Here is a 21,153-nt window from a genome sequence, read left to right on the forward strand (position 1 = left end):
CGGCTGAAGTGCCGGTCGGCCGCGGGGTGGAGCAGGTGAGGGGTCAGCCAGGGAGTTCCGAGAAGACGAACGAGAACTCCGCGGGAGCCGCCTGCAGCCGGTACTGCGGGAGCGGGCCCGGACCGCACGACTGCGAACCGATGCCGTGCTGGCCGTGGTCGAGGTTGACCCAGACCTTGTCGCCGGGCTCCAGGTCCGTCAGATGGGCGGCCGCGTCGAGCTGCTCCGTCGTCCAGCGGCGTGCCGTGAACCAGAACTCCGGATCGCCCTCGACCCGCAGCCCGCCGAGCTCGGCCCAACGGACGTCGGCCCGCGCCCCGTTCTCCTGCGGGCGGACGTACGGGGTCTGCAACTCGTCCACCGACGACTCCCAACGACCCAGCATCGAGGCGGCCCTGGTGTCCGGGTACGCCTCGCCCGGGCCGCCGCCGAACCACTTCACGCGGTCCGCGGAGGCGGGCAGCCCGAACCGGATCCCGAGCCGCGGCAGCGGCACGTCCCAGTCGCCCTCGGGCGTCACGGACACCGTCAGCCGCAGCCGGGTGCCGTCCGACGTCCAGCGGTAGACCGTGCGCAGGCCCACCTCCCAGGCGGCCGGCGCCACCCGGGTCCGTACGGTCAGCGCGTCGCCGTCCAACTCGACGGCGTCCAACCGGTGTTGGAGCCGGTGCAGGCCCAGCTTGCGCCAGATCAGTCCGTAGCGCACATCGGACTGCCAGGGCGCGCCGTCGTCGTTGTCGGTCGGGGCACGCCAGGCGTCCAGGCGCAGATCCGAGACCTCGACGCCGCCGAGGGTCCGCAGCGCGCCGGTGCGGGCGTCGAACGCGGCCGGGCCGAGCGTGATCCGCCGCTCGCCGGCAACGGGCGCCTCACTCGCGGCGAACCGCTCCGGGGAACGGTCGCCGACCGGCAGTTGAGCCCAGGCCACCTCGTGGTCCTTCGGCCCCCACGCCGTCTCCGCGGCGAGCAGCGCACGCACCGTCCACAGCGTCTCGGCGCCCCGGCCGTCCGCGGGCGGCGCCGGCAGCTTCACCTCGGCGGACTCGCCGGGCGCGAGCGCGGGCACCGACAGCGTGCCCGTTTCTACGCTTTCGCCGTCGACCTGGTACGACCACTCGAAGGCCAGCGCGGAAAGGTCGGCGAAGCCGTACCCGTTGGTGATCCGGACAGTTCCGTCCGCGCCGTCACCCTCGATACGAACCGGCTCGATGACCTTCTTGTACTCGACGAGGCCCGGTGACGGCGTGCGGTCGGGGAGGACCAGCCCGTCGCAGACGAAGTTCCCGTCGTGCAGTTCCTCGCCGAAATCGCCGCCGTAGGCGAAACCGTGGCGATCGTCCTTGATGCCGTGGTCGATCCACTCCCAGATGAAGCCGCCCTGGAGGCGGTCGTGCGCCTCGAAGATCCGCTGGTAGTCGGCGATCCCGCCCGGGCCGTTGCCCATGGCGTGCCCGTACTCGCAGAGGATGAAGGGGAGTTGACGACGCTTGTGGGTGCCGCCGTCCAGGCCTTCGCCGATCCGCTCGACCTCGGCGTGGTCGGCGTACATCCGGGAGTACATGTCCGTGTCACGGCAGTCGATGTCGCCCTCGTAGTGGACGAGCCGGGAGCCGTCGCGGCCGTGGATCCACTCGGCCATGGCGGTGAGCCCGCGGCCCGTCCCCGCCTCGTTGCCGAGGGACCAGATGACGACGGAGGGATGGTTCTTGTCGCGCTCGACCATGCGGGCGGCGCGGTCGAGCAGCGCCGGGGTCCAGCGGTCGTCATCGACGGGGTTGTCGCGCCAGGCCTGTTCGGTGAAGCCGTGGGTCTCCAGGTCGCACTCGTCGATGACCCACAGGCCGTACTCGTCGCACAGGTCGAGGAAGGCGGGGTGCGGCGGGTAGTGGGAGGTGCGGACGGCGTTGAGGTTGTGCCGCTTCATCAGCAGCACGTCCTGGCGCATGGTCTCCAGGTCCAGGGCGCGGCCCTGCTCCGGGTGCCACTCGTGCCGGTTGACGCCCTTGAAGAGGAGGGCCTTGCCGTTGACCTTCATCAGGCCGTCCTCCAGGACGACCGTGCGGAAGCCGATGCGCAGCGGCACGCGCTCGCCCTCGGTGACGAGGAAGCCGTCGTAGAGCCGGGGCGTCTCCGCCGTCCACGGCTCCACCGCCACCGTCACCGCGTCGCCCGTCGCGACATCGATGTCCAGGGCGGGCACGGTCACCCGCCCGTCGACGTCGGAGTCGACGCGCAGGGTGCCCTCACCGGTGGTGTGGTCGTAGGAGGCGTGCACGAAGAAGTCCAGCGCGCTGCCAGCCGGGCGGTGGAGCAGGGTCACGTCCCGGAAGATGCCGGGCAGCCACCACTGGTCCTGGTCCTCCAGGTACGAGCCCGCCGACCACTGGTGGACCCGGACGGCGAGGACGTTCCCGGCGGGCTTGAGCAGGTGACCGACCGCGAACTCGTGCGGCAGCCGGGAGCCCTTGAACTCGCCGATGTCCGTGCCGTTCAGCCAGACCCGGGCACAGGACTCGACGCCGTCGAAGCGCAGCACCGCCCCGCCGTCCGAGGGCCACTCGGACGGCAGGTCGAACACCCGCAGATGGTCACCGGTCGGGTTCTCGGTCGGCACCCGCGGCGGGTCGACCGGGAAGGGGTAGAGGTGGTTGGTGTAGATCGGCGCGCCGTGCCCCTGGAGGACCCAGTGGCCGGGGACCGCGACCTCGGCCCAGTCCCCGGCGTCGTACCCCTCGTCGGCGAAGGAGTCGTCCTCGGCGTCGGCGGTCGGCGACACACGCAGACGCCAACTGCCGTTCAGGGACAGGGACTTCGCGTCCGAGGAGGCATACCAGGCGCGGGGCGGGAGGGCCCCGCTGCCCGGTGAGACGTCCTCGACGTAGTCGATGGCCGTGGAGGTGCGGAAAGACATCGGTCTCCAGGTCCTGAGTGGAAGGTGTCAGCCCTTGATGCCGGTCTGCGCGATCCCCTGCACCAGCCAGCGCTGGAGGAAGAGGAACACGAATACCAGGGGCAGGATCGAGAAGGCGGTCGCCATGAAGATCAGGTGGTAATTGACGGTCTGGTTGGTCATGTACGACGAGAGCGCGACCTGGACGGTCCAGGAGCTGGGGTCCTGGCCGATGACCAGCGGCCACAGGAAGGCGTTCCAGCCGCTGATGAACGTGATCGTGGCCATCGCCGCGAAGAAGTTCAGCGAGTTGGGAACGACGATCCGCCAGTACGCGCCCCAGTAGCCGAGCCCGTCGACGCGCGCCGCCTCCTCCAGTTCCTTCGGGAACCCCAGGAAGTACTGCCGGAAGAGGAAGCAGGTGAAGCCGCTGAACAGGCCGGGAATGATCAGGCCGCGGTAGGTGTCCACCCAGCCGAGCGAGGAGACCAGCACGAAGCTCGGCACGAAGGTGACGGATGTCGGGACCATCAGCGTCGCCAGGACGGCGTAGAAGACCTTGTTGGCGTGCCGGTAGGGAATGCGGGCGAGGCCGTAACCGGCCAGCGAGCAGACCAGCAGGATGCCGGCGGTCATCAGGACGGCCACGACGAGCGAGTTCCACAGGGACTGGCCGAAGTCGACCAGCGGGTCGTTGAACAGCTCGGAGACGTTGCTCCACTGGAGTTGGCTCGGGAAGAACTTCCAGTTCTCGCCCGTGATCTCCTGGTCCGTGGACAGGGCGTTGCGGACGATCAGGTAGAAGGGGATCAGGAACAGCGCCGCCGCGATGCTGACGCAGACGTAAAGCCCCGTGTTGCCGATGACGCCGCCACGCTTCTTCCTGCGCGGCTTGTCGATCCGTGGTGCGGTGGTCGTCACTTGGACTCCTCCCCCCTTCCGAAGCCCATGATCTTGCCCTGGAGCAGGGTGACCAAGCAGATCAACACCGTCAGGATGACGGCGCCCGCGCTGCCGGCGCCGTAGTCCTGGCCCGAGCCGATGGCGGTCTTGTAGAGGACCATGAGGGGCGTCTGCCCCCAGGTCGCCTTGTTCCCGATGATGTTGAAGAACTCGTCGAACGCCTGGTAGGCGGCGATGAGCAGCAGCAGGATCACCGCGGTCGAGGTGGCCCGCAGTTGTGGCAGCGTGATGAACCGGAAGGTCTGCCAGCCCGGCTTGGCGCCGTCGATCGCCGCGGCCTCGTACAGCTCCGCCGGGATGTTCTGCAGCGCGGCGATGAAAAGGATCATGTAGAAGCCGGACTGCAGCCACAGGCGCACGGTCAGGATGACCAGCCAGTACCAGGGCGGACTCGGGTTGGACACCCAGGCGATGTTCTCGACGCCGAACCAGCCGACGACGGTGTTCGCCAGGCCGAAGCGGACGCCGTTGAAGATGGACATCTTCCAGATCAGCGCGGCGGCGACGTAGGAGCACGCGGTCGGGATGAAGAACACCGACCGGAAGAACGCCCGCATGAAGCGCAGCCGGTTCACCAGCAGCGCCAGGCCCAGTGACAGCGCCCAGGTCGTGGGCACGATGAACGCGGCGAACACGGTGAACGTCAACAGCGACCCGGTGAAGTCGCTGTTCGTCAGCATCTGCTTGTAGTTGTCGAACCCGACGAAGTGGCTAGGTGTGACGGTGAAGCGGGCCTCGAAGAAGCTGAGCCAGATGCTCCATCCGATGGGGACGAAGACGAAGATCGTCAGGCCGATGAGGAAGGGGCCGGTGAAGAGCCAGAAGTTGAAGGTGGGGTTGCCCCGCAGCCCCCGCCGCGGCCGGGCCGGGGAGGCCTTGGCCGGGGCGGGTCGGGCGACCCCGCGCGTGGTGGTGGTCGACATGGCGTGGTCTCTCCTGCGGCCTATCCGAACAGCTTCTTCAGCTCACGGTTGATCGTCTTGTCGGCCTTGTCGAGAGCCGCCTCCGGGCTCCCGCCCTTGCGGACGCAGTCGGAGATGACAGCGTCCAGGGCGCTCCACATGGCCTGGGTCCAGCTGATGTTGTCGAAGTGCCCGTATTCGGTGAAGAGCTTGGCGCCCTCGGCCGGCAGACCGGACTTGAGCTTGTCGGCGGAGGCGGCGATCGAGGTGCGCGGCGGGATGTGGAAGCCGTAGGAGGTCGCGAAGTCCTCCTGGTACTTCTTCTGGTCGATCCACAGCCACTTCACGTATTCCTTGGCCGCGTCGACGTTCTTGCCCTTGGCGTTGACGAACATGGACCAGCCGCCGTTGTAGACGGAGGGCTTGCCGTTGCTGCCGACCTTCGGGAAGGGGAAGACGCCCAGGTCGTCGCCGAGTGCCTTCTGCATGGCGGGCATCGCCCACATGCCGCAGAACTGGATGGCGCACAGGCCCTGGTTGATCGCCGAGGGGTCCCAGTAGTCGGCAGGGGCGTCCAGCAGCAGGTGGCCGCTGGTGAACAGCTTGCGCAGCTGGCCGAGACCGGCGGCGACCGCGTCGGTGTGGTAGGCGATCTCGTTCTTGGCGTTGAGGGGCTCGGCGCCCGCGGACCAGATCAGAGGCGCCTCGATGGCGTGCAGGTCGTTGCCGAGGAAGAGGCCCTTGACCTTGGAGGTGGTGAGCTTGGCGGCGGCCTCGATCAGTTCCTCCAGCGTGGTCGGGACCTCGACCTTCGCCTTCTCCAGCATCGACTTGCGGTAGAAGAAGAACTGCGGGTCGTCGATCATGCGGACGCCGTAGATCTTGCCCTCGTACGTGTGCGACGCGATGTCGGCCGGGTTGAAGTCGTCCTTGACCGGATTGATGATGTCGCTCAGGTCCGCCACCTGACCGCTCTTGACCATCTGGATCTGCGGGTGGAACTCGAAGACGTCAGGGGCGTTGCTGGTGAGCAGGGCCGCGAAGAGCTTGGTCTCATAGTCGTTGCTGGTGATCCACTGCGTGCCCACGTTGGCGCCCTTGTACGCGGACGCGTACTTCTTGACCGCCTGCTCCACGCCCGGCTCGCCGTACGCGTGGAAGTACTGGTTCAGGTTCTTGCCCGAACCGCTTCCGCCCCCGCGCCCGTTGTTGCCGCCACAAGCGGCCAGCGAGCCGGCGGCGGCCAGGCCCGCGGCGGCCTTGAAGATGGAACGGCGGTCCCAGTTGCTGCTCATTGCCGACATGCTGACGTCCTTGTCTCGATGTGTGCGGCTGCGGCTCTACGGCTCAGCGCCAAGTGGCTCGAATTTGAGGTGCGGTGCGGGACGTTAACCTTCGGCTAAGGCTTCGGCAAGGGGTTGGACGAAGTCTGTTCGAAGCGTTGTGTCCGGTTCGGAATCTCGAACGTTGGGGTGGTGCAGGGGAGTTGAGGGCCGCCGGGTCAGGGATGGCCGGCGGCCCTCGGCACAGGGGTGGTTACTGCTTTGACCAGGCCTCGTTGGACCCGCCGTTGCAGCTGTAGACGATCACTTTGCTGCCGTCGGCGGTCGCCTGACCGCTGACGTCCAGGCACTTGCCCGAAGCCTCACTGACGATCTGGCCGTTGCCGTTCAACTGCCAGCGCTGCTCCGCACTGCCGGCACAGTCCGTGGCGGCCAGGCCCGAACTCCCGGCCGTCAGACACCCGCCGGCGCCCTTGAGAGCGCCTGTGGCGTCGTACGCCCAGTCCTGGGCCTGCGCGCCCGTGCAGGTGCTCAGAGCGGCGCCCGTGGCGTCCGCGGTCAGGCACTTGCCGGACTGTTTGCCCTGCCAGGCCCCGGTGACCGCCGAACCCCCGCGGCCCTTCTGGTCGAAGACGTACGTCGTGATCGACCGGGCGGCGAGGGTGCCGGACGCGGTGGCGCCGTGCACGGAGGGCTTCGCGACCTTCGCCCAGTTCTCGGTGGCCGAGGTGCGCACGGCCTGTTGGGCGCGCACCGGCGTCCTGCTGTTGAAGTGCAGGTTCAGCGCGGTGTCGGTGGTGTTGTGGTTGTTGACCACGACCACCCACTTGCCGCCCCGGTCGTAGGAGGAGACCTCGACGCCGCTCGGTGCGCCGGTCACGTTGTGCGCGACCGCGCCCGGTTTCACGAACTTGCTGTACTGGCCGAGCGCGTAGTAGCGCTTGGTGAAGTAGAGCTTCTGGTTGCCGTTCGTGGCGTAGTCCGGGTCGTAGTAGATCAGGCCGTCGTTCCAGCCGTCACCGTTCTTCGCGTTCGGATCGCTGCCGATCATCTCCGACAGCGCGGTCCACCACTGGAACGCCGAGTCGTGCGCGGTCGCGAAGTCCTTGTAGATGATCCGCGAGATGTTCAGCCCGCTGTCGATCGTCGGGTCGTACTCCTGGGCCCAGCCGGTGCCGCCGTTGCCGAAGCAGCAGATCTCCGTCGCCCAGGGCCGCTTGCCGACCGACTTCGACGTCTCGTTGATCTTCGCCAGCTGGTCGTCGCCCGGGTTGTTGTACGTGTGATGCGCGAGCCTGGAGACGTACTGGGCCGTGCCCGGCTGCGAAATCCACTGCGGCAGTTCGGTGTTGAAACCGACCGTGCTGCTGGACTCGTCGGCGATGATGCCGGTCCGCTGCTTGCGGGCCTGCTGCTCGGCGCCGAGCGCCCGCACGATGTCGTCGCGCTGGTCGACCGGCACCAGCATGCCTTCCTGGCCGCAGCTGTCGAAGCTGTTGGTCGGCTCGTTGAAGGGGCTGATGTAGTCGAACCGCGCGCCCTGCTCGGCGAAGTGGTCGGTGACATCGGCGACGTACCGCACGAAGTCCTGCGTGTTCTCGGCCTTCAGGTAGCCGCCGCAGCTCTGCGCGTTGGTCTTCCACGCGGCGGGCGCGCTGTTGACGAAGGCGACCAGGTCCTCGACGCCGTACTTGGCCGCGTACTTCAGGAAGGTGCGGCCGCCCTTGTCCTTGCTCCAGTCGTACGTCCCGTCGGCCTTCAGGAAGTCCTCGGGGGCGCGGGAGGGCGTGGTCACCGCGGTGCCGCCACCGCCGATGTTGTACCGGTAGTTGCTCAGGTCCAGGCCCTGCGAGGAGAACAGCAGCTTCGCCACCGTGGCCTGGACCTTGGGGTCGAAGTTCTTCAGGTCGTTGACCCACCAGGCGCCGGACGCGCCGATGTTGTCGATGGTCTGTGCGGCGTGCGGGGAGACCTCGGCCGAGGAATCCGTGGCCGCGGGGTCCGCGGCTCCCGCGGGCGGTGCGGATATCAGGGCTCCGGTGACGGCGAGCGCGGCGGCCGCGCCGGTCAGGAGTGACCGTCTGCCCAGGTGACTCATGTGCCTACCTTCCGTCGTCATGAAGGTGGTGCTGTACGGCTCCTTGCGGGGGTGGTGCGACGCGGTGCGGCTCTGCCACCCGCGGGTTTGGGGGTCCCGGACTTGGGCTTCTTGGAACTGCCGGACTTCTGGCCGACCACGGACAGTGCGCCTTCGAGGGCGAAGGTGGCGGCCCCGAGGCAGACCGGATCGGTGGGAATGGGGGAGAGGACGATCTCGGTGGCGGCCATCGGGCGCGGCAGCGCGTGCCGGGCGACGGCCTCGCGCACCTCCGTCACCAGCGGCTCGCCGAGGGCGGCCGCGACCCAGCTGCTGAGGACGACCACTTCGGGGTTGAGGAGGTTGACGAGGTCCGAGATCCCGGCGCCGAGGTAACGGGCGGTGTCCCGGACCACCTTGAGCGCCACCGGGTCCCGCGCCTCCACGCCCCGGGCCAGCGCGTTGATGGTCGCGGTCTGGTCCTCGGGGTGCAGCAGCGTGCTGCCGGGGCTGAGCTCCCGCAGGTTCAGCATGATTCCGGGCGCCCCGACATACGTCTCGACGCAGCCGTGGTTGCCGCAGTGGCACAGCCGCCCGTCCAGGACGAGCGTCGTATGGCCCCACTCGCCGGCGCTGTTGCTGACCCCCCGGTGCAGCCCGCCGCCGAGCGCGAGCCCGGCGCCGACCCCGGTGCCGAGGTTGACCACCACGGCGTCCCCGCGGCCGCGCGCCGCCCCGAACCAGAGCTCGGCGACCGCGCAGGCGCGCAGCGGGTTGTCGAGGTACAGCGGGTAGGCGATGTGCTCGGAGAGCAGGTCGAGCAGCGGCACGTCGTGCCAGTTCCAGTTCGGGGCGTACTCGGACACCCCGCCCTCCCGGTCGACCTGGCCCGGCACGCTCACGCCGACCCCGAGGACGCGCGCGCCCTCCACGCCGGCCTGTGCGACCACCGAGCCGACCGCCGCCGCGACATGGCCGACGACCTGCTCGGGCCTGCTCTCGCCGGGACGCATGTCCTCGTCGGCTCGGGCCAGCACGTTCAGCCCCAGGTCGAACAGTTCGACCCGTACGTACGTCTCCGCGATGTCGACGCCGATCAGGGCGCCGCCCGACGCGTTGACGGCGACCAGCCCCCGCGGCCGGCCCCCCGCGGAGTCCTCGAACCCGACCTCGGTCAGCATCCGCAGGTCGAGCAGCTCGCCCACGAGGGTGGCGACCGTGGCCAGGCTCAGCCCGGTCGCGGCCGCCAGCTCCTGTCGGGAGGTGGGCGACTCGGCGATGATCTGGCGCAGCACCTCATAGCGGTTCGCGGTGCGGATGTCGCGTGATGTGCGCTTCACCGGGCGTGCCCCCATCCCTTCGGACCCATGCCGGAGCACTTCGGCCCCGGCGCGGCGCAAGGCTATGGCCTGGGACGGACTTTCGACAAGGGGTTAGGAAAGGGGGTGTAGAAAGTCCCTCGCGGCAGGGGTGACGGGAGGCCGGTTTCAGCCTGTGGGCGGCTGCGGTCGGCCGGTGTCAGGCATCGAGGATCTCCCGTACGAAGGCGTTGGTGAACTTTCCCTCGGGGTCGAGGGAGCCGGCCAGCGCCCTGAAGTCGCCCAGGCGCGGGTAGCGCTCGCGCAGTGCGGCGGACGGCACGGTGAACACCTTGCCCCAGTGCGGCCGCGGAGCGAAGGGGTCCAACGCCTCCTCCACGCGCCGCACCACCGGCAGCACGGCTTCCGTGTCCTCGACCCAGGTGAAGTGGAAGGCGACGGAATCCTGTCCGTGGGCGGGGCTCAGCCACTGTGCGTCGGCGGCGATCGTGCGCACCTCGCAGATCTGCAGCAGCGGCGCGATCGTCTCGCGGATCGCGTCCAGCGCGTGCAGTGCGTCGAGGGCGTGCGCGCGCGACAGCAGGTACTCCGACTGCAACTCGGCGCCGCTGCTCGGGGTGAACTCCGCCCGGAAGTGCGGGAGCCGCTCGTGCCAGGGGCCCGGGACACCGAACTGCTCGGTGCAGTTCTCCGCGGGCATCCCCGGCACCGGGTGCATCGCCTCGGTGGCGGGAGCGGCCCACGGGAACTCAGGCGCCGGCTGGTCGGTGCGCCGCTTCAGCCACACCTGACGGAAGCCGGGCTCCCGCCAGTCGGTGAAGAGACTCACGCTGTACGCCGCCGCCGCCACCTTCTCGAAGTCCAGCCCCGTCGACGGGAGTTCGGTGAAGACGTGCTGGGCCACCTCGAAGTCCGGTTCCAGGTCGAGGGTGAGCGCGGTGACCACGCCGAGCGCGCCGAGGGAGGTCACGGCGCCGTCGAAGCGGGCGTCGCCCCGGGCGAGGGTGACGGTCGTCCCGTCCGCCGTGACGAGCTCGACCTCGCGTACGGCGGAGGCGAGCGAGCCGTTGGCGACGCCCGAGCCGTGGGTGCCGGTCGCCACCGAGCCCGCCACCGAGATGTGCGGGAGGGATGCCATGTTGTGCAGCGCGAGCCCGTGCCGGTGCACCTGCCGGGCCAGCTCGGCGTACCGGACGCCGCCCGCGACCCGTACCGTACGGGCCGCGGTGTCCACGTCCACCACCGGCGGCAGCGCCGACAGCGAGAGGAGTGCACCGCCGTCGCCCGGCTCGGCGATCTCGTTGAAGGAGTGCCCGCTGCCGAGCACCCGCACCTTCGCACTGTCGGCCACCAGCGCCCGCAACGCGTCGAGCGAGTGCGGGCGGTGCAGCTCCTTGGCGGAGTAGGTGATGTTCCCCGCCCAGTTGCTCAGGATCTCGTCCATCGCTGTAGTCCCTCCCCGGGAAGTCGTCCGGTCAGGAGATCACAGTTGCCGTCGTGGGGCGCGTGTGTCCATATCCGGCTGCCGACGGGCGGGAGGGGTTCGGTCTGGCGTGCATATCGATGTGCGGATTTCGTTGATTCATGCGTATGGAGATGCTGATTTCGCAAGAGTGTGGCCAGTGAGACGCGATATCGGTAGCCTCGCGCTCGTGACGCACTCTTCCCGCCCCGCCGCCCTCCAGGAGACCGACCGCACCCGGCACCGCCGTCTGCGGGAGCAGGGCAGCCTGGAGCGAGCCGACCTCGACGCGATTCTGGACGCCGGCTTCATCTGTCATCTCGGAGTGGTGGTCGAGGGGCGGCCATTGGTCGTGCCGACCGTCTACGGAAGGGACGGGGAGCAGTTGTACGTACACGGGTCCGTGGCCAGCCGGAGTCTGGCGGCGACGGCGCCGGTCTGTGTGACCGTCACTCACGTCGACGGGCTCGTCCTCGCGCGCTCCGTCTTCGAGCACGGGGTGAACTACCGCAGCGCCATGATCCACGCAGTGCCCCGCAAGGTCACCGACCCGGACGAGAAGCTGGCGGGCCTGCGGCGGCTCACCGAGCACGCCACCCCCGGCCAGTGGGACTACGCCCGCGCGCCCAGCCGCAGGGAACTCGCCGCGACCACCCTGCTCGCGCTCTCCCTGGAGGAGGCGTCGGTCAAGATCCGCTCGGGCGCCCCGGAGGACGGCGACGGCCCCGACGCCGCACTCGGCCGCTGGGCCGGCACCCTGCCGCTCACCGCGACCTGGGGCGCGCTCGTCCCCGACCCCGTACTCCCGCCGGACATCACCGCGCCGGCCCACCTCACGCGCCGCGAGGGGACCCGGCACGGCTGACGTGCGGGCGGGGGCATACCGTGAGGAGTCGTACGCCTTCGCCGGGTCGTACGCCTTTGTCGGGAGGAGAAACGGGATGGGCAGCCGCACCGCGCTGGTCGAGGATCTGATGGAGCGCTTCCCGCACGTGCCGCGGGAAGCCGTCTTCAAGGAGGACCTGCTCCGCGGGGGTGTGGCCTTCGACGCGTCCGCCCTCAGCGACAACGAGAAGGGCGAGGTCAAGCCGAAGTCGTACTTCATCTTCTCCTTCGACCACGGCACCCTGCCCGAGCTGGGCGAGGCCGCGCTGCGCCGTCCGCCCGAGGAGATCATCCTCACCGGCGGCCCCTACGACCTGCGGCGGACCGTCGTCTCGGTCCGGGTGAACCCGTCCTCGCCGTACCGGGTGGCGGCCGACGGCGAGGGGCTTCTCGGGCTCTATCTGGACGGTCGGCGCATCGCCGACGTCGGTGTGCCGCCCATGCCCGAGTACTACAAGCACACCCTCTCCAACGGGAAGTCCGTCATGGAGGTCGCCCCCACCATCCAGTGGGGCTACCTGATCTACCTCACCGTCTTCCGCGTCTGCCAGTACTTCGGCGCCAAGGAGGAGTGCCAGTACTGCGACATCAACCACAACTGGCGCCAGCACAAGGCGGCGGGGCGCCCGTACACCGGCGTGAAGGACGTCGACGAGGTCCTGGAAGCCCTGGAGATCATCGACCGGTACGACACCGCGAAGACCTCCACCGCCTACACCCTCACCGGCGGCGCCATCACCTCCAAGCTGCAGGGCCGCGACGAGGCCGACTTCTACGGCATGTACGCCAAGGCCATCGAGGAGCACTTCCCGAACCGCTGGATCGGCAAGGTCGTCGCACAGGCGCTGCCCCGGGACGACGTGCAGCGCTTCAAGGACTACGGCGTGCAGATCTACCACCCCAACTACGAGGTGTGGGACCGCCGGCTGTTCGAGCTGTACTGCCCCGGCAAGGAGCGCTACGTAGGCCGCGACGAGTGGCACAAGCGCATCCTCGACTCCGCCGAGGTCTTCGGCGCGCGCAACGTCATCCCCAACTTCGTCGCGGGCGTGGAGATGGCCGAGCCCTTCGGCTTCACCACCGTCGACGAGGCCATCGCGTCGACGACCGAAGGCCTGCGCTTCTTCATGTCGCACGGCATCACGCCCCGCTTCACCACCTGGTGCCCGGAGCCCACGACCCCGCTAGGCAAGGCCAACCCGCAGGGCGCGCCGCTGGAGTACCACATCCGGCTCCTCGAGGCCTACCGCTCCACGATGGAGGACTTCGGTCTCTCCTCGCCGCCCGGATACGGTCCGCCCGGGCCGGGCCACGCCGTCTTCTCGGTGAGCTCCTTCATGGACAGCCTCCCGGCGCGGGACCTCACCGAGGAGCCCGTCCGCCGGTAACTGATACTTCCTGGCTTCCCGTCCGTACTACAGGCCGGGCGTGTCCGCCACGCCCGGCCTCCGCGTTCCCGGAGCCTCGCGTTCCCCGGGTCCCGCAAGCGGTTGCCATGCGAATTGAATACGCGGCTTGTCAGTTGTGTGGGAAGCGTGAAAAGCTCGGGCACCGTCGCGAGGCGGCAACCAACTCCCTTGTACAGCTAGGGAGTTGATGTACGCATCTGGAAGAAGTTGATGCAGGAGCCCCCCATGCCCGACCTGCCGACCCCTCAGGACGCCGCCGAGGCCGCACTGTTCTCGGAGTGCTGGGACGCGGTCCTGTCGTACGCCGATCTGTGCACGTCCGGTTCCGCGGCCTCCAGCCAGCTGGCGACCGAGGCGTTCACCCACGGCATTCGCGAAGTGCGTGCGAACGCGGCAGGAACGAAGAGTACCGGCCGCAGGGCCCTTCGGCTGCCCCGAGTGCCCTTGCTGCTGACGTCGGTTCGCACCACGGCCGCCGGCTGGGAGGCGCACGGGCAGGGCCATCGGCTCGACCCCGACCTGCGGCTGTGGCTCAACTCCGACAAGGCCGCCCGCTACACCGGGCCGCCCCTGCACCGCCCGCTCGCGCTGCGCGGGCTCAGGGACATGCAGGAACCGGACGCCGACCTGATGTGGCTGGCCGAGGTGGAGTCGCTGCCGCTGCCCGCCGTCGCCCGGCGGCTCGGCCTCGACCCGACCGCCGCCGCAGACGAACTCGCGCAGGTCCGGGCGCTGTTCAGGGACCGGTGCCATCGCAACCATCTCGACACCCCGATGGACGCGAACTGCCGCAGCTACGCCCGGCTCCTCGACGCCGTCACCCGCTCGCCCGGCGCCGAGACCCCCGGCGACCTCTCGCGGCACCTCGCCCGGTGCGTGGAGTGCGCGGAAGCCGCCGCCTGTCTGCGGCTGCACGGCGGCGGGCTGCCCTCGGCGCTCGCCGGCGGCGTCATCGGCTGGGGCGGCCTCGCGTACCTGGAGCGGCGTCGCCGGGCTGCGGAGGCGGGCCTGAACGGCGGGCGCATGGACGCCGCCAGGGACACCGGAATCGCCGAGGGCAGGCTGCCCCGGCCCCGGATCGGCCGCAACGGCATGCTCGTCGCCGCGGTGATCGTCTCCGTGCTCGCACTCGGCGTCACGCTCATGCCCTTCAACGGTGCGAACGGCCCCGAGGCCGGCGGCTCGACACGGGGCGACTCCACGGAACGGCAGCCGGTGGCCGACCCCGGGCCCTCGTACTCCTCGTCCCAACCGGTCACCTCCAGCACGTCGACGTCGGTCGGCGAGGCCGGTTCCACGTCACCGGACGCCTCGGCCGACCCGTCCGGTCCGACGGTCCCCGCCACCGAACCCCAGGGCGACTCCTCTTCCGCCACCAGCGGTTCGGGCAAGCCCGCTGCGGGCGAGTCGGCCGACCCGTCCTGCCGGATCACGTACGAGATCACCAACCAGTGGCCCGACGGCTTCCAGGCCACGGTCACCGCCACCTCCGAGAAGCCGCTGAACACCTGGACCATCGGCTGGACCTTCCGCAACGGCCAGCGGGTCGGCCAGATGTGGGACGGCAGCTTCGTCCAGCACGACTCCCAGGTGACCGTCATCGCCGCCGACTACAACAAGTCCGTCGCCGCGGGCGGCACCTTCGGCATCGGCTTCCTCGCCTCCTGGGACGGCGACAACTCCGCTCCCCGCTCCTTCACGCTGAACGGGCATCACTGCGCGAGCTGAAAGGGCTGCCCCCCGGCAGGGCGGGCGCGGTGCGTCACGGACCGACGTGCAGATACGCCGCCCAGCGCAGCGGATCCGTCGGGTGCTGCCCGCGGTGCGCGGCCACCGCGGAATGCAGGGCACGGGCGGCCTCGCCGGCGTCCGGGCGGCCGGCACGGGTCAGGGCGGCGTAGACCTGTGCGGCCACGTCCGGCGCCGAGCCGTCCTCGATGCTCCACATGGTGGCGAGGACGTGCCGGTATCCGGCCAGCTGCATGGTGGACGCCAGATGCATGACCTCGTCGGGCAGATTGACCGCGCCGGTGGCTGTCTCGCATGCGGACAGATAGGCCAGCTCCGCACGCGGCAGATCCAGCTCCAGCAGTTCGGTGGCGGCCAGTCGGCCGTCGTACAGGACGAAGGCGCTGTGCGCGGGATCCATGAAGTCCTGTTCGGCGTGGCAGGCGAAGTGCGCCCAGGAGCTCTCGTGCAGCGCCCGCCGTACCGCCTCGCACGTCGCGTCCGGCCCGATGAGCGTGTTCACCGGCGCACCTCGCGGGAAGCGGGCCCGCAGCTCCTCGTACTCCCGCTCCACCTCCGGCAGCGGCGGCCGGCCCGGTGTCTGCGGCATGCCGACGGCCAGCAGCCCGCCGAAGCCGCCGCCGTCCTCGCCGCGCTCCCGGGCACGGCGCAGGGCCGTGAGCGTCGAGATGTACGAGGAGACGGCACGAGCGGGAACGCAGGAGAGCGACTCGGACTGCGGGGACGTACCCGGTGCGGTGCGGTGGCGCGGGTATCGGCCGGCGGAGTGCAGAGGCAGCAGCGCGAGCCGGTTGGTCGGGCACCACCACACGCGGGGCAGCGGTTCGCCGGGACGGCCCAGGGCACCGAGATGGTCGAGCACGGGCTCCGCGATCCGCTCCCACAGCCAGGCCAGCAGGTCGTACACCGCGTGCCGGTCGGCTTCCCGCCGCAGGAAGGCGCGGCGCGGTTTCTCGCGTGCCGCCAGCACATTGAGGAAGGTCACGACCTGCCGGGCCGCCTCCTCCTCCGTGAGGCCGGGCAGGTCGACGACCTCGACGGGGGAGCCGGGTGCGCGGATCACCAGGGCATGGCAGGCGATCGCGCTCACGTTGACCACGACGACGGGCCCGCCCTCGGCCGCGATGCTCAACTCCTCGTAGGGCACGGGCGCGAGGAAGTACGTGAAGCCGTCCAGTCGCCGCGCCTCGGCCACCAGATCGTCCCACTCACGGCACAGGGCGGCTCGCTCCTGCGCCAGCCGCTCCCGGCCCAGCGGCGACAGCAGGCTCTCGTCGGGCAGTTCCGCCGGATCGGTGCGCGAGGAGGACCGCTGCACATCCAGCCGCTCACGCACCCGCAGCAGCTCCGCCGCCAGAGCCGGTGCCCGCACGGCGAGTTCGGACATGTCGCCGCGCGTGTGCAGCAGCTGGTTCTGGATGATCGTCCGGCCCTGTTCGAGGAGCTCCACCGCACGCTCCGGAGCGCCCGCCAGGATGTGGCAGGCGGCCGCGGCCGGCGCGAGCCCGGACCACTCGGTCAGATGGTTCTCGCGCGCCGCCCTGGGCAGCCCGTGCCAGGCCAGCTCGTGCAGCAGCAGCGCCGCCCGGTCGTAGCCCTCGGCGGCCAGGGCGTGGTCGCCCAGCCGCGCGGCCGCGGAACCCCAGGCGGCGCAGCACTCCATGCGGTCCGTCGGGGTGGCCACGCGCAGTTCGGCGGCGAGCTGCCACCAGCGGATCGCTTCGCGCAGGTCGCGAGGGTCGCCGCGGTGGTCGTGGCGACGCCCGAGCATGTCGCCGAGCCGCCGCCAGACCCTGGGAAGGAAGATGTCGTCGTCCCGCACCGTCGACGCGGCCTGCCTGGCCAGGTCCACGGCACGGTCGAGGGCGTCGGCACCGGGCTCCGGCCCGTCGGTGAGCGCCTCGGCGAGGCACCCGAGAAGCGTTTCGTACGAGGGGTGCGTGCGGGCGGTGACGGCCACCGCCTGCTCGGCGGTGCGGATCGCCTCGTCGAGGTCGTCGGGGGACTGCGCGAGCCGGAAGCGGGCGAGCAGAGCCATGCTGAGCGCGGAGAGGTAGCGCCCGAACTCCGGGTGGCTGCGGGGAATCGTCGCCGCTGCCTCCCGCTGCCATCTGATCACCCCGTCCAGGTCCGCCGGATGATGGTCGTCGCGCAGCCGCGCCCTCAAAGCCTCGGCGAGATGGCACATGGCCATGGCCCGGTGGATGCTGGGCGAGACAGCAGGCAGGGCATCGACGGCCCGGGTCGTCAGGCGGATCGCCCGGTCCAGATCGGCAGCCTCGAAGAGCCGCTTGTACCGCAGCAGGAAGGCCAGCCCCAGATTGGACAGCACGAACCCGTCCTCCCTGGTGACGGAGACCGCCTCGGTCCCCAACCGGATGGCCTCGTCCAGGTCCTGGACGGAACCCCGCCGGTCGTAGCGGATGCGGTGCGAGACGGCGAGATTGGCCAGTCGCCGCCCCCTGGCCGGGGCCGTCCTGGAGGTCTCTTCCAGGGCCTGTTGTTCGAGAGCGATCGCCCGGTCCAGATCCGCGAGGTCGCCCGTCCGCTCCTGCCGGAAGTACAGAGCTGTCGCGAGCTCGGTCAGGACGTTCGGGCGTGACGGCACGGAGGCCGAGGCGAGCAGGGACTCCAGCAGCTCGATGGGCTCCTCCAGATCGGCGGGATCGCACAGCCGGTCGTAGCGGGCGCGCAGCCGCCGCGCCAGACGGACCGCGAAGTCCAGCCGGTCGGGGTCCTCCGGATGCGCCTCCTCCACCGCCGCCCGCGCGTGACCGATCGCCTCCTGGAGATCGGCGATGTCGTCCGTGAGCTCGTGGCGGAGGCTGAGCGCCCTGCCCAGTTGGGACAGGCGACGCGCGCGGGCGTGGCTGCCGGCCGGCGTCGCGCGCACCGCCGCCCTTCCCGCGGACACGGCCCGCTCCAGATCCTGCCGCTCCCCGAAGCGGCCGTGGCGTTCCAGCAGCAGATTGGACAACAGGGTGAGGCGGCGCGACTGTTCGGGGTTGTCCTCGGCCGTCCAGACGAGGGAGGACTCGCGCAGCTCGATGGCCTCGTCCAGGTCGGACGCCTCGCCCTTGAGGTGGAAGCGGCGCATCAGGGCGCCGGACAGGTGGGCCATGGGCAGGCCGGGTATGTCGTCACCCGTGATCGACAGGTCCAGCGCGAGACGGTAGTGGTGCACGGCCCCGTCCAGGGCCTCTTCGGCGCGTGTCTGCTCGTACGTCGTCATCAGCTGCCGGGCGCGGCAACTCGCCTCGTCGGCACGCTCGTTCGCCGCGGCGACGGCCTCGACGAAGGACCTGGGCACGCCTTCGCCGCGGAGCCGGGCGCGGAGGACGAGCAGCCTCATCACCCAGCCGTTGTCGGCGTACCCGTCGCTTCCCGGTCTCGCCTGATGCCGGGCCCCGTGGAAGCCGAGGAGCGCGTCCAGAACGGCCGGGGAGACGACGCGTCCGCCTTTTCCGTCGTCCTGGACCAGATGCGCCTGCAGTTCGCGCGCCTCGGCCGCCGCCGCCGTCTCGAACAGAACGGAGTCGTCGCCCTGTTCGTGGAATCGCTTCACGCGGTCGAGGAGCGCTGTGATGAGGTGGTCGCGCACCAGGTCACTTTATCGGCGGGGCGATCGAAGGACCGGGCAGTGAGACAGAGGGGAACGGGCGCGAGCATGGCGGCACCGGAGCACAAGAGCAGTGAACCCTGGGAACCCACCTCGGACTTCGAGTGGACCGACCGGGCCTACGGCCTGCTGGAGCAAGGGCTGCTGCAGGCCGAGGTGAACGTCGTCGACGGCGTCCTGAGCACCCGGGTCTGGGGCAACTGCCCCCGCTGCGAAGGGCTGCTGAACGACCATCAAGTCCCCACGGTGGTGGACGTTTTCGGCGCGTCACGAGGACACGGCGCCGATGCGGTCCCGGCGGCGGGGCCTCCCGTGGTGGTCGTGGACGTCACCTGCGGCTGCGGCCTCGCACATGCCGGAGTCCCGGAGGGGACGACCGGTTGCGGGGTCAGCTTCCGCGTGGAGCTGGAGGCCGAAGCCGCCGGGCCCCTTCCCCAGGGGACACCATGAGCGGGTACCGGCCGAGGAGACCGACCCGTGGGCCCACTCCCTTCGACCTCGCCGAACGGGACGCCTTCGCCGCGCTGTCGGCGGCTTCCCTGGACGCCGTCCGCTCCAGCGCGGAGACCTGGCGCAACGGCCTCTCCGCCTTCATCACCCTGGTCACCACCGGTGTGGTGATCAAGGGACGGGACACCACCAGCGCCCTGCCCACGGAATGGCGGGCAGCCCTCACCGCGCTCATCGGAGGCGGCCTGCTCGTAGCGATCCTCGGGCTGTGGCAGGCGCTCGGGGCCCAGGCCGGCACCCGTCCCCGGGCCACCACGCTGAACGCCGTGCACAGCCGCTACGGGTCGGTCGCCGCGTACAAGGTCGCCCTCGCGAACATCGCGGCCGCCCGGCTGCGGCGCGCACAGTACCTGGTCGCGGTCGCGCTGGCCCTCCTGCTCGCGGGCATCGGCGTCACCTGGTGGGCGCCCGCCGAGTCGACAGGCGACAAGCCCGTCTACCTCAAGGTCGCCCACCAAGGCCGGACCAGCTGCGGAACGCTGCGCTCCGCCGATGGAGGAATGCTCCGGCTGAAGAGCCCGGGACGCCATGAACCCGCTGTGATCCCGTTGGGGGACGTCACGAACATCGAGGTCGTGAGGAGCTGCGGATGACACGCTCGAATCGACCCGATAAATCATTGGCGTCACATCATGAGGTGCCTCTAGGGTGAGCGATGTTCCTCGGTGGCCGGCGGCCGCCGGGACCGATCGAGTGTGAACCGAGTGCGAACCAGGAGGTGTTGACCGATGGCTGTCACCGTGCAGGGCGCTGCCCGCATTCAGAAGTCCATCAAGTCCACCTCTGTGGCCGCCGGCTGACCTCCACCTCCTTCATTCACCGCGCCTGAGTGCGCGTGCCGGGGCCACCCTTGTGAAGGGTCACCCTTGACTTCCTCCGCAGTTTTCTCCGCCCTGTCCCGCTACGGCTGGGACGACTCCTGGGCGGAGCAGTTCTCCGCGTACGACTCCGAAGGGCTCCTCGCCGGGCGGGTGCTCCGCGTCGACCGCGGCCAGTGCGACGTCATCACCGTCGACGGGGTGCTGCGCGCCGACACCGCGTTCGTGACGCCCCACGATCCGCTGCGCGTCGTGTGCACCGGCGACTGGGTCGCCGTCGAACCCGGCGGGAACCCCCGGTACGTACGGACGTATCTGCCGCGCCGCACCGCGTTCGTCCGCTCCACCTCCTCCAAGCGGTCCGAGGGGCAGATCCTCGCCGCCAACGTCGACCACGCGGTCATCGCCGTGTCCCTCGCGCTGGAACTCGACCTCGGTCGCATCGAACGCTTCCTCGCCCTGGCGTGGGAGTCCGGGGCGCAGCCCGTGGTCGTCCTCACCAAGGCCGACCTGGTGCCGGACCCCGTGACCCTCGCGCATCTCGTCCAGGACGTGGAGACGGCGGCGCCCGGCGTGCCGGTGCTGACCGTCAGCTCCACGTTGGGGGAGGGGCTCGACGTGCTCGCGGCCCTTCTGGCGGACGGTACGTCCGTGCTGCTCGGGCAGTCCGGTGCGGGGAAGTCGACCCTCGCCAACGCGTTGCTCGGCGAGGACGTGATGGACGTCCAGGCCGCGCGTGACGTGGACGGCAAGGGCCGCCACACCACGACGACCCGCAACCTGCTCGCCCTCCCGGGCGGGGGTGTCCTCATCGACACGCCAGGGCTGCGTGGAGTCGGCCTGTGGGACGCCGAGACCGGCGTCGGTCAGGTCTTCTCCGAGATCGAGGAACTCGCCGCCGAGTGCCGCTTCCAGGACTGCGCGCATGTCGCGGAGCCCGGCTGCGCGGTCCTCGCCGCGGTGGACTCCGGGGATCTCGCGGAGCGCCGCCTCGACAGCTACCGCAAGCTCCTGCGCGAGAACCAGCGCATCGTCGCGAAGACCGACGCCCGCGTGCGGGCCGAGATCCGTCGGGACTGGAAGCGGAAGGGGGCGGAGGGGAGGGCTGCGATGGAGGCGAAGCGGGGGCGCCTGTCGTAGGGGGGTCGTTGTGGGTCGGGTCCGTGCCGGTACGTCTGCTGGCGTGGGCGCCGTTCGCAGGGGGGTGTGTTGTGGGTCGGGTCCGTGCCGGTACGTCTTGCCCGTCGCCGCGTGGGCGTACTGCCCG

14 protein-coding genes are annotated in these 21,153 nt (G+C 70.3%); 6 read left to right on the forward strand and 8 right to left on the reverse strand.

Annotated elements, in window-relative coordinates; translation table 11 throughout:
- Positions 1-43: 43 nt before the first annotated feature.
- The 7 genes from ABZS97_RS36720 to ABZS97_RS36750 all read right to left on the reverse strand — a co-directional run bounded on the left by ABZS97_RS36720 (position 44) and on the right by ABZS97_RS36750 (position 10,878).
- A complete protein-coding gene (locus ABZS97_RS36720; RefSeq protein WP_356145166.1) occupies positions 44-2,911 on the reverse strand; it encodes a glycoside hydrolase family 2 TIM barrel-domain containing protein in 2,868 nt (955 codons plus the stop codon).
- Between the two features lie 27 nt (positions 2,912-2,938).
- On the reverse strand, positions 2,939-3,811 hold the full coding sequence (locus ABZS97_RS36725; protein WP_356145168.1) for a carbohydrate ABC transporter permease: 873 nt from the start codon (positions 3,809-3,811) through the stop codon (positions 2,939-2,941).
- Complete coding sequence (locus ABZS97_RS36730; protein ID WP_356145169.1) at positions 3,808-4,776, reverse strand: sugar ABC transporter permease; 969 nt, start codon at positions 4,774-4,776, stop codon at positions 3,808-3,810. The genes ABZS97_RS36725 and ABZS97_RS36730 overlap by 4 nt, the downstream gene beginning before the upstream one ends.
- Before the next feature lie 20 nt (positions 4,777-4,796).
- The gene (locus tag ABZS97_RS36735) at positions 4,797-6,059 is read right to left on the reverse strand and encodes a sugar ABC transporter substrate-binding protein (RefSeq protein WP_356145171.1); all 1,263 of its coding nucleotides are present in this window, start codon (positions 6,057-6,059) and stop codon (positions 4,797-4,799) included.
- A 232-nt stretch (positions 6,060-6,291) separates the two neighbouring features.
- On the reverse strand, positions 6,292-8,157 hold the full coding sequence (locus ABZS97_RS36740; protein WP_356145173.1) for a glycoside hydrolase: 1,866 nt from the start codon (positions 8,155-8,157) through the stop codon (positions 6,292-6,294).
- On the reverse strand, positions 8,154-9,455 hold the full coding sequence (locus tag ABZS97_RS36745; RefSeq protein ID WP_356145175.1) for an ROK family transcriptional regulator: 1,302 nt from the start codon (positions 9,453-9,455) through the stop codon (positions 8,154-8,156). Before ABZS97_RS36745 ends, ABZS97_RS36740 begins: the two co-directional genes overlap by 4 nt.
- Positions 9,456-9,633: 178 nt before the next feature.
- The gene (locus ABZS97_RS36750) at positions 9,634-10,878 is read right to left on the reverse strand and encodes an FAD-binding protein (RefSeq protein WP_356145177.1); all 1,245 of its coding nucleotides are present in this window, start codon (positions 10,876-10,878) and stop codon (positions 9,634-9,636) included.
- A gap of 208 nt (positions 10,879-11,086) precedes the next feature.
- Here ABZS97_RS36750 and ABZS97_RS36755 point away from each other — a divergent pair, with 208 nt between their 5' ends.
- The 3 genes from ABZS97_RS36755 (at position 11,087) to ABZS97_RS36765 (ending at position 14,918) form a co-directional block, all read left to right on the forward strand.
- Positions 11,087-11,761, forward strand: coding sequence for a pyridoxamine 5'-phosphate oxidase family protein (locus ABZS97_RS36755; protein WP_356145179.1), 675 nt, complete (start codon positions 11,087-11,089; stop codon positions 11,759-11,761).
- A 76-nt stretch (positions 11,762-11,837) separates the two neighbouring features.
- Positions 11,838-13,169, forward strand: a complete 1,332-nt coding sequence (locus tag ABZS97_RS36760) for a radical SAM protein (protein WP_356145181.1) — start codon at positions 11,838-11,840, stop codon at positions 13,167-13,169.
- A gap of 246 nt (positions 13,170-13,415) precedes the next feature.
- Positions 13,416-14,918 carry a cellulose binding domain-containing protein gene (locus ABZS97_RS36765; RefSeq protein WP_356145182.1) on the forward strand — a complete coding sequence of 501 codons (1,503 nt, stop codon included), beginning with the start codon at positions 13,416-13,418 and terminating at the stop codon, positions 14,916-14,918.
- 34 nt (positions 14,919-14,952) lie between these two features.
- Here ABZS97_RS36765 and ABZS97_RS36770 read toward each other — a convergent pair whose 3' ends face one another.
- Positions 14,953-18,540: a CHAT domain-containing protein gene (locus tag ABZS97_RS36770; RefSeq protein WP_356145183.1), complete on the reverse strand. Its 3,588-nt coding sequence runs from the start codon at positions 18,538-18,540 to the stop codon at positions 14,953-14,955.
- A gap of 39 nt (positions 18,541-18,579) precedes the next feature.
- Here ABZS97_RS36770 and ABZS97_RS36775 point away from each other — a divergent pair, with 39 nt between their 5' ends.
- From ABZS97_RS36775 to rsgA, 3 genes are all read left to right on the forward strand, one after another.
- Entirely contained in the window at positions 18,580-19,008 is a 429-nt protein-coding gene (locus ABZS97_RS36775; protein WP_356145185.1) for a hypothetical protein, read from the forward strand.
- Complete coding sequence (locus ABZS97_RS36780) at positions 19,005-19,661, forward strand: hypothetical protein (RefSeq protein ID WP_356145187.1); 657 nt, start codon at positions 19,005-19,007, stop codon at positions 19,659-19,661. The genes ABZS97_RS36775 and ABZS97_RS36780 overlap by 4 nt, the downstream gene beginning before the upstream one ends.
- Before the next feature lie 273 nt (positions 19,662-19,934).
- Positions 19,935-21,026, forward strand: coding sequence for a ribosome small subunit-dependent GTPase A (rsgA, locus tag ABZS97_RS36785; RefSeq protein WP_356145189.1), 1,092 nt, complete (start codon positions 19,935-19,937; stop codon positions 21,024-21,026).
- Positions 21,027-21,153 lie beyond the last annotated feature (127 nt).

This window comes from Streptomyces sp. NPDC005485, assembly GCF_040606085.1.
Lineage (GTDB): Bacteria > Actinomycetota > Actinomycetes > Streptomycetales > Streptomycetaceae > Streptomyces.

Bases quoted from the DNA above. Each gene is read 5' to 3' on its own strand.
- ABZS97_RS36730 (WP_356145169.1), bottom strand. From the start codon at position 4,776: ATGTCGACCACCACCACGCGCGGGGTCGCCCGACCCGCCCCGGCCAAG.
- ABZS97_RS36750 (WP_356145177.1), bottom strand. From the start codon at position 10,878: ATGGACGAGATCCTGAGCAACTGGGCGGGGAACATCACCTACTCCGCC.
- ABZS97_RS36760 (WP_356145181.1), top strand. From the start codon at position 11,838: ATGGGCAGCCGCACCGCGCTGGTCGAGGATCTGATGGAGCGCTTCCCG.
- ABZS97_RS36780 (WP_356145187.1), top strand. From the start codon at position 19,005: ATGAGCGGGTACCGGCCGAGGAGACCGACCCGTGGGCCCACTCCCTTC.
- ABZS97_RS36765 (WP_356145182.1), top strand. From the start codon at position 13,416: ATGCCCGACCTGCCGACCCCTCAGGACGCCGCCGAGGCCGCACTGTTC.
- ABZS97_RS36720 (WP_356145166.1), bottom strand. From the start codon at position 2,911: ATGTCTTTCCGCACCTCCACGGCCATCGACTACGTCGAGGACGTCTCA.
- ABZS97_RS36740 (WP_356145173.1), bottom strand. From the start codon at position 8,157: ATGACGACGGAAGGTAGGCACATGAGTCACCTGGGCAGACGGTCACTC.
- ABZS97_RS36735 (WP_356145171.1), bottom strand. From the start codon at position 6,059: ATGTCGGCAATGAGCAGCAACTGGGACCGCCGTTCCATCTTCAAGGCC.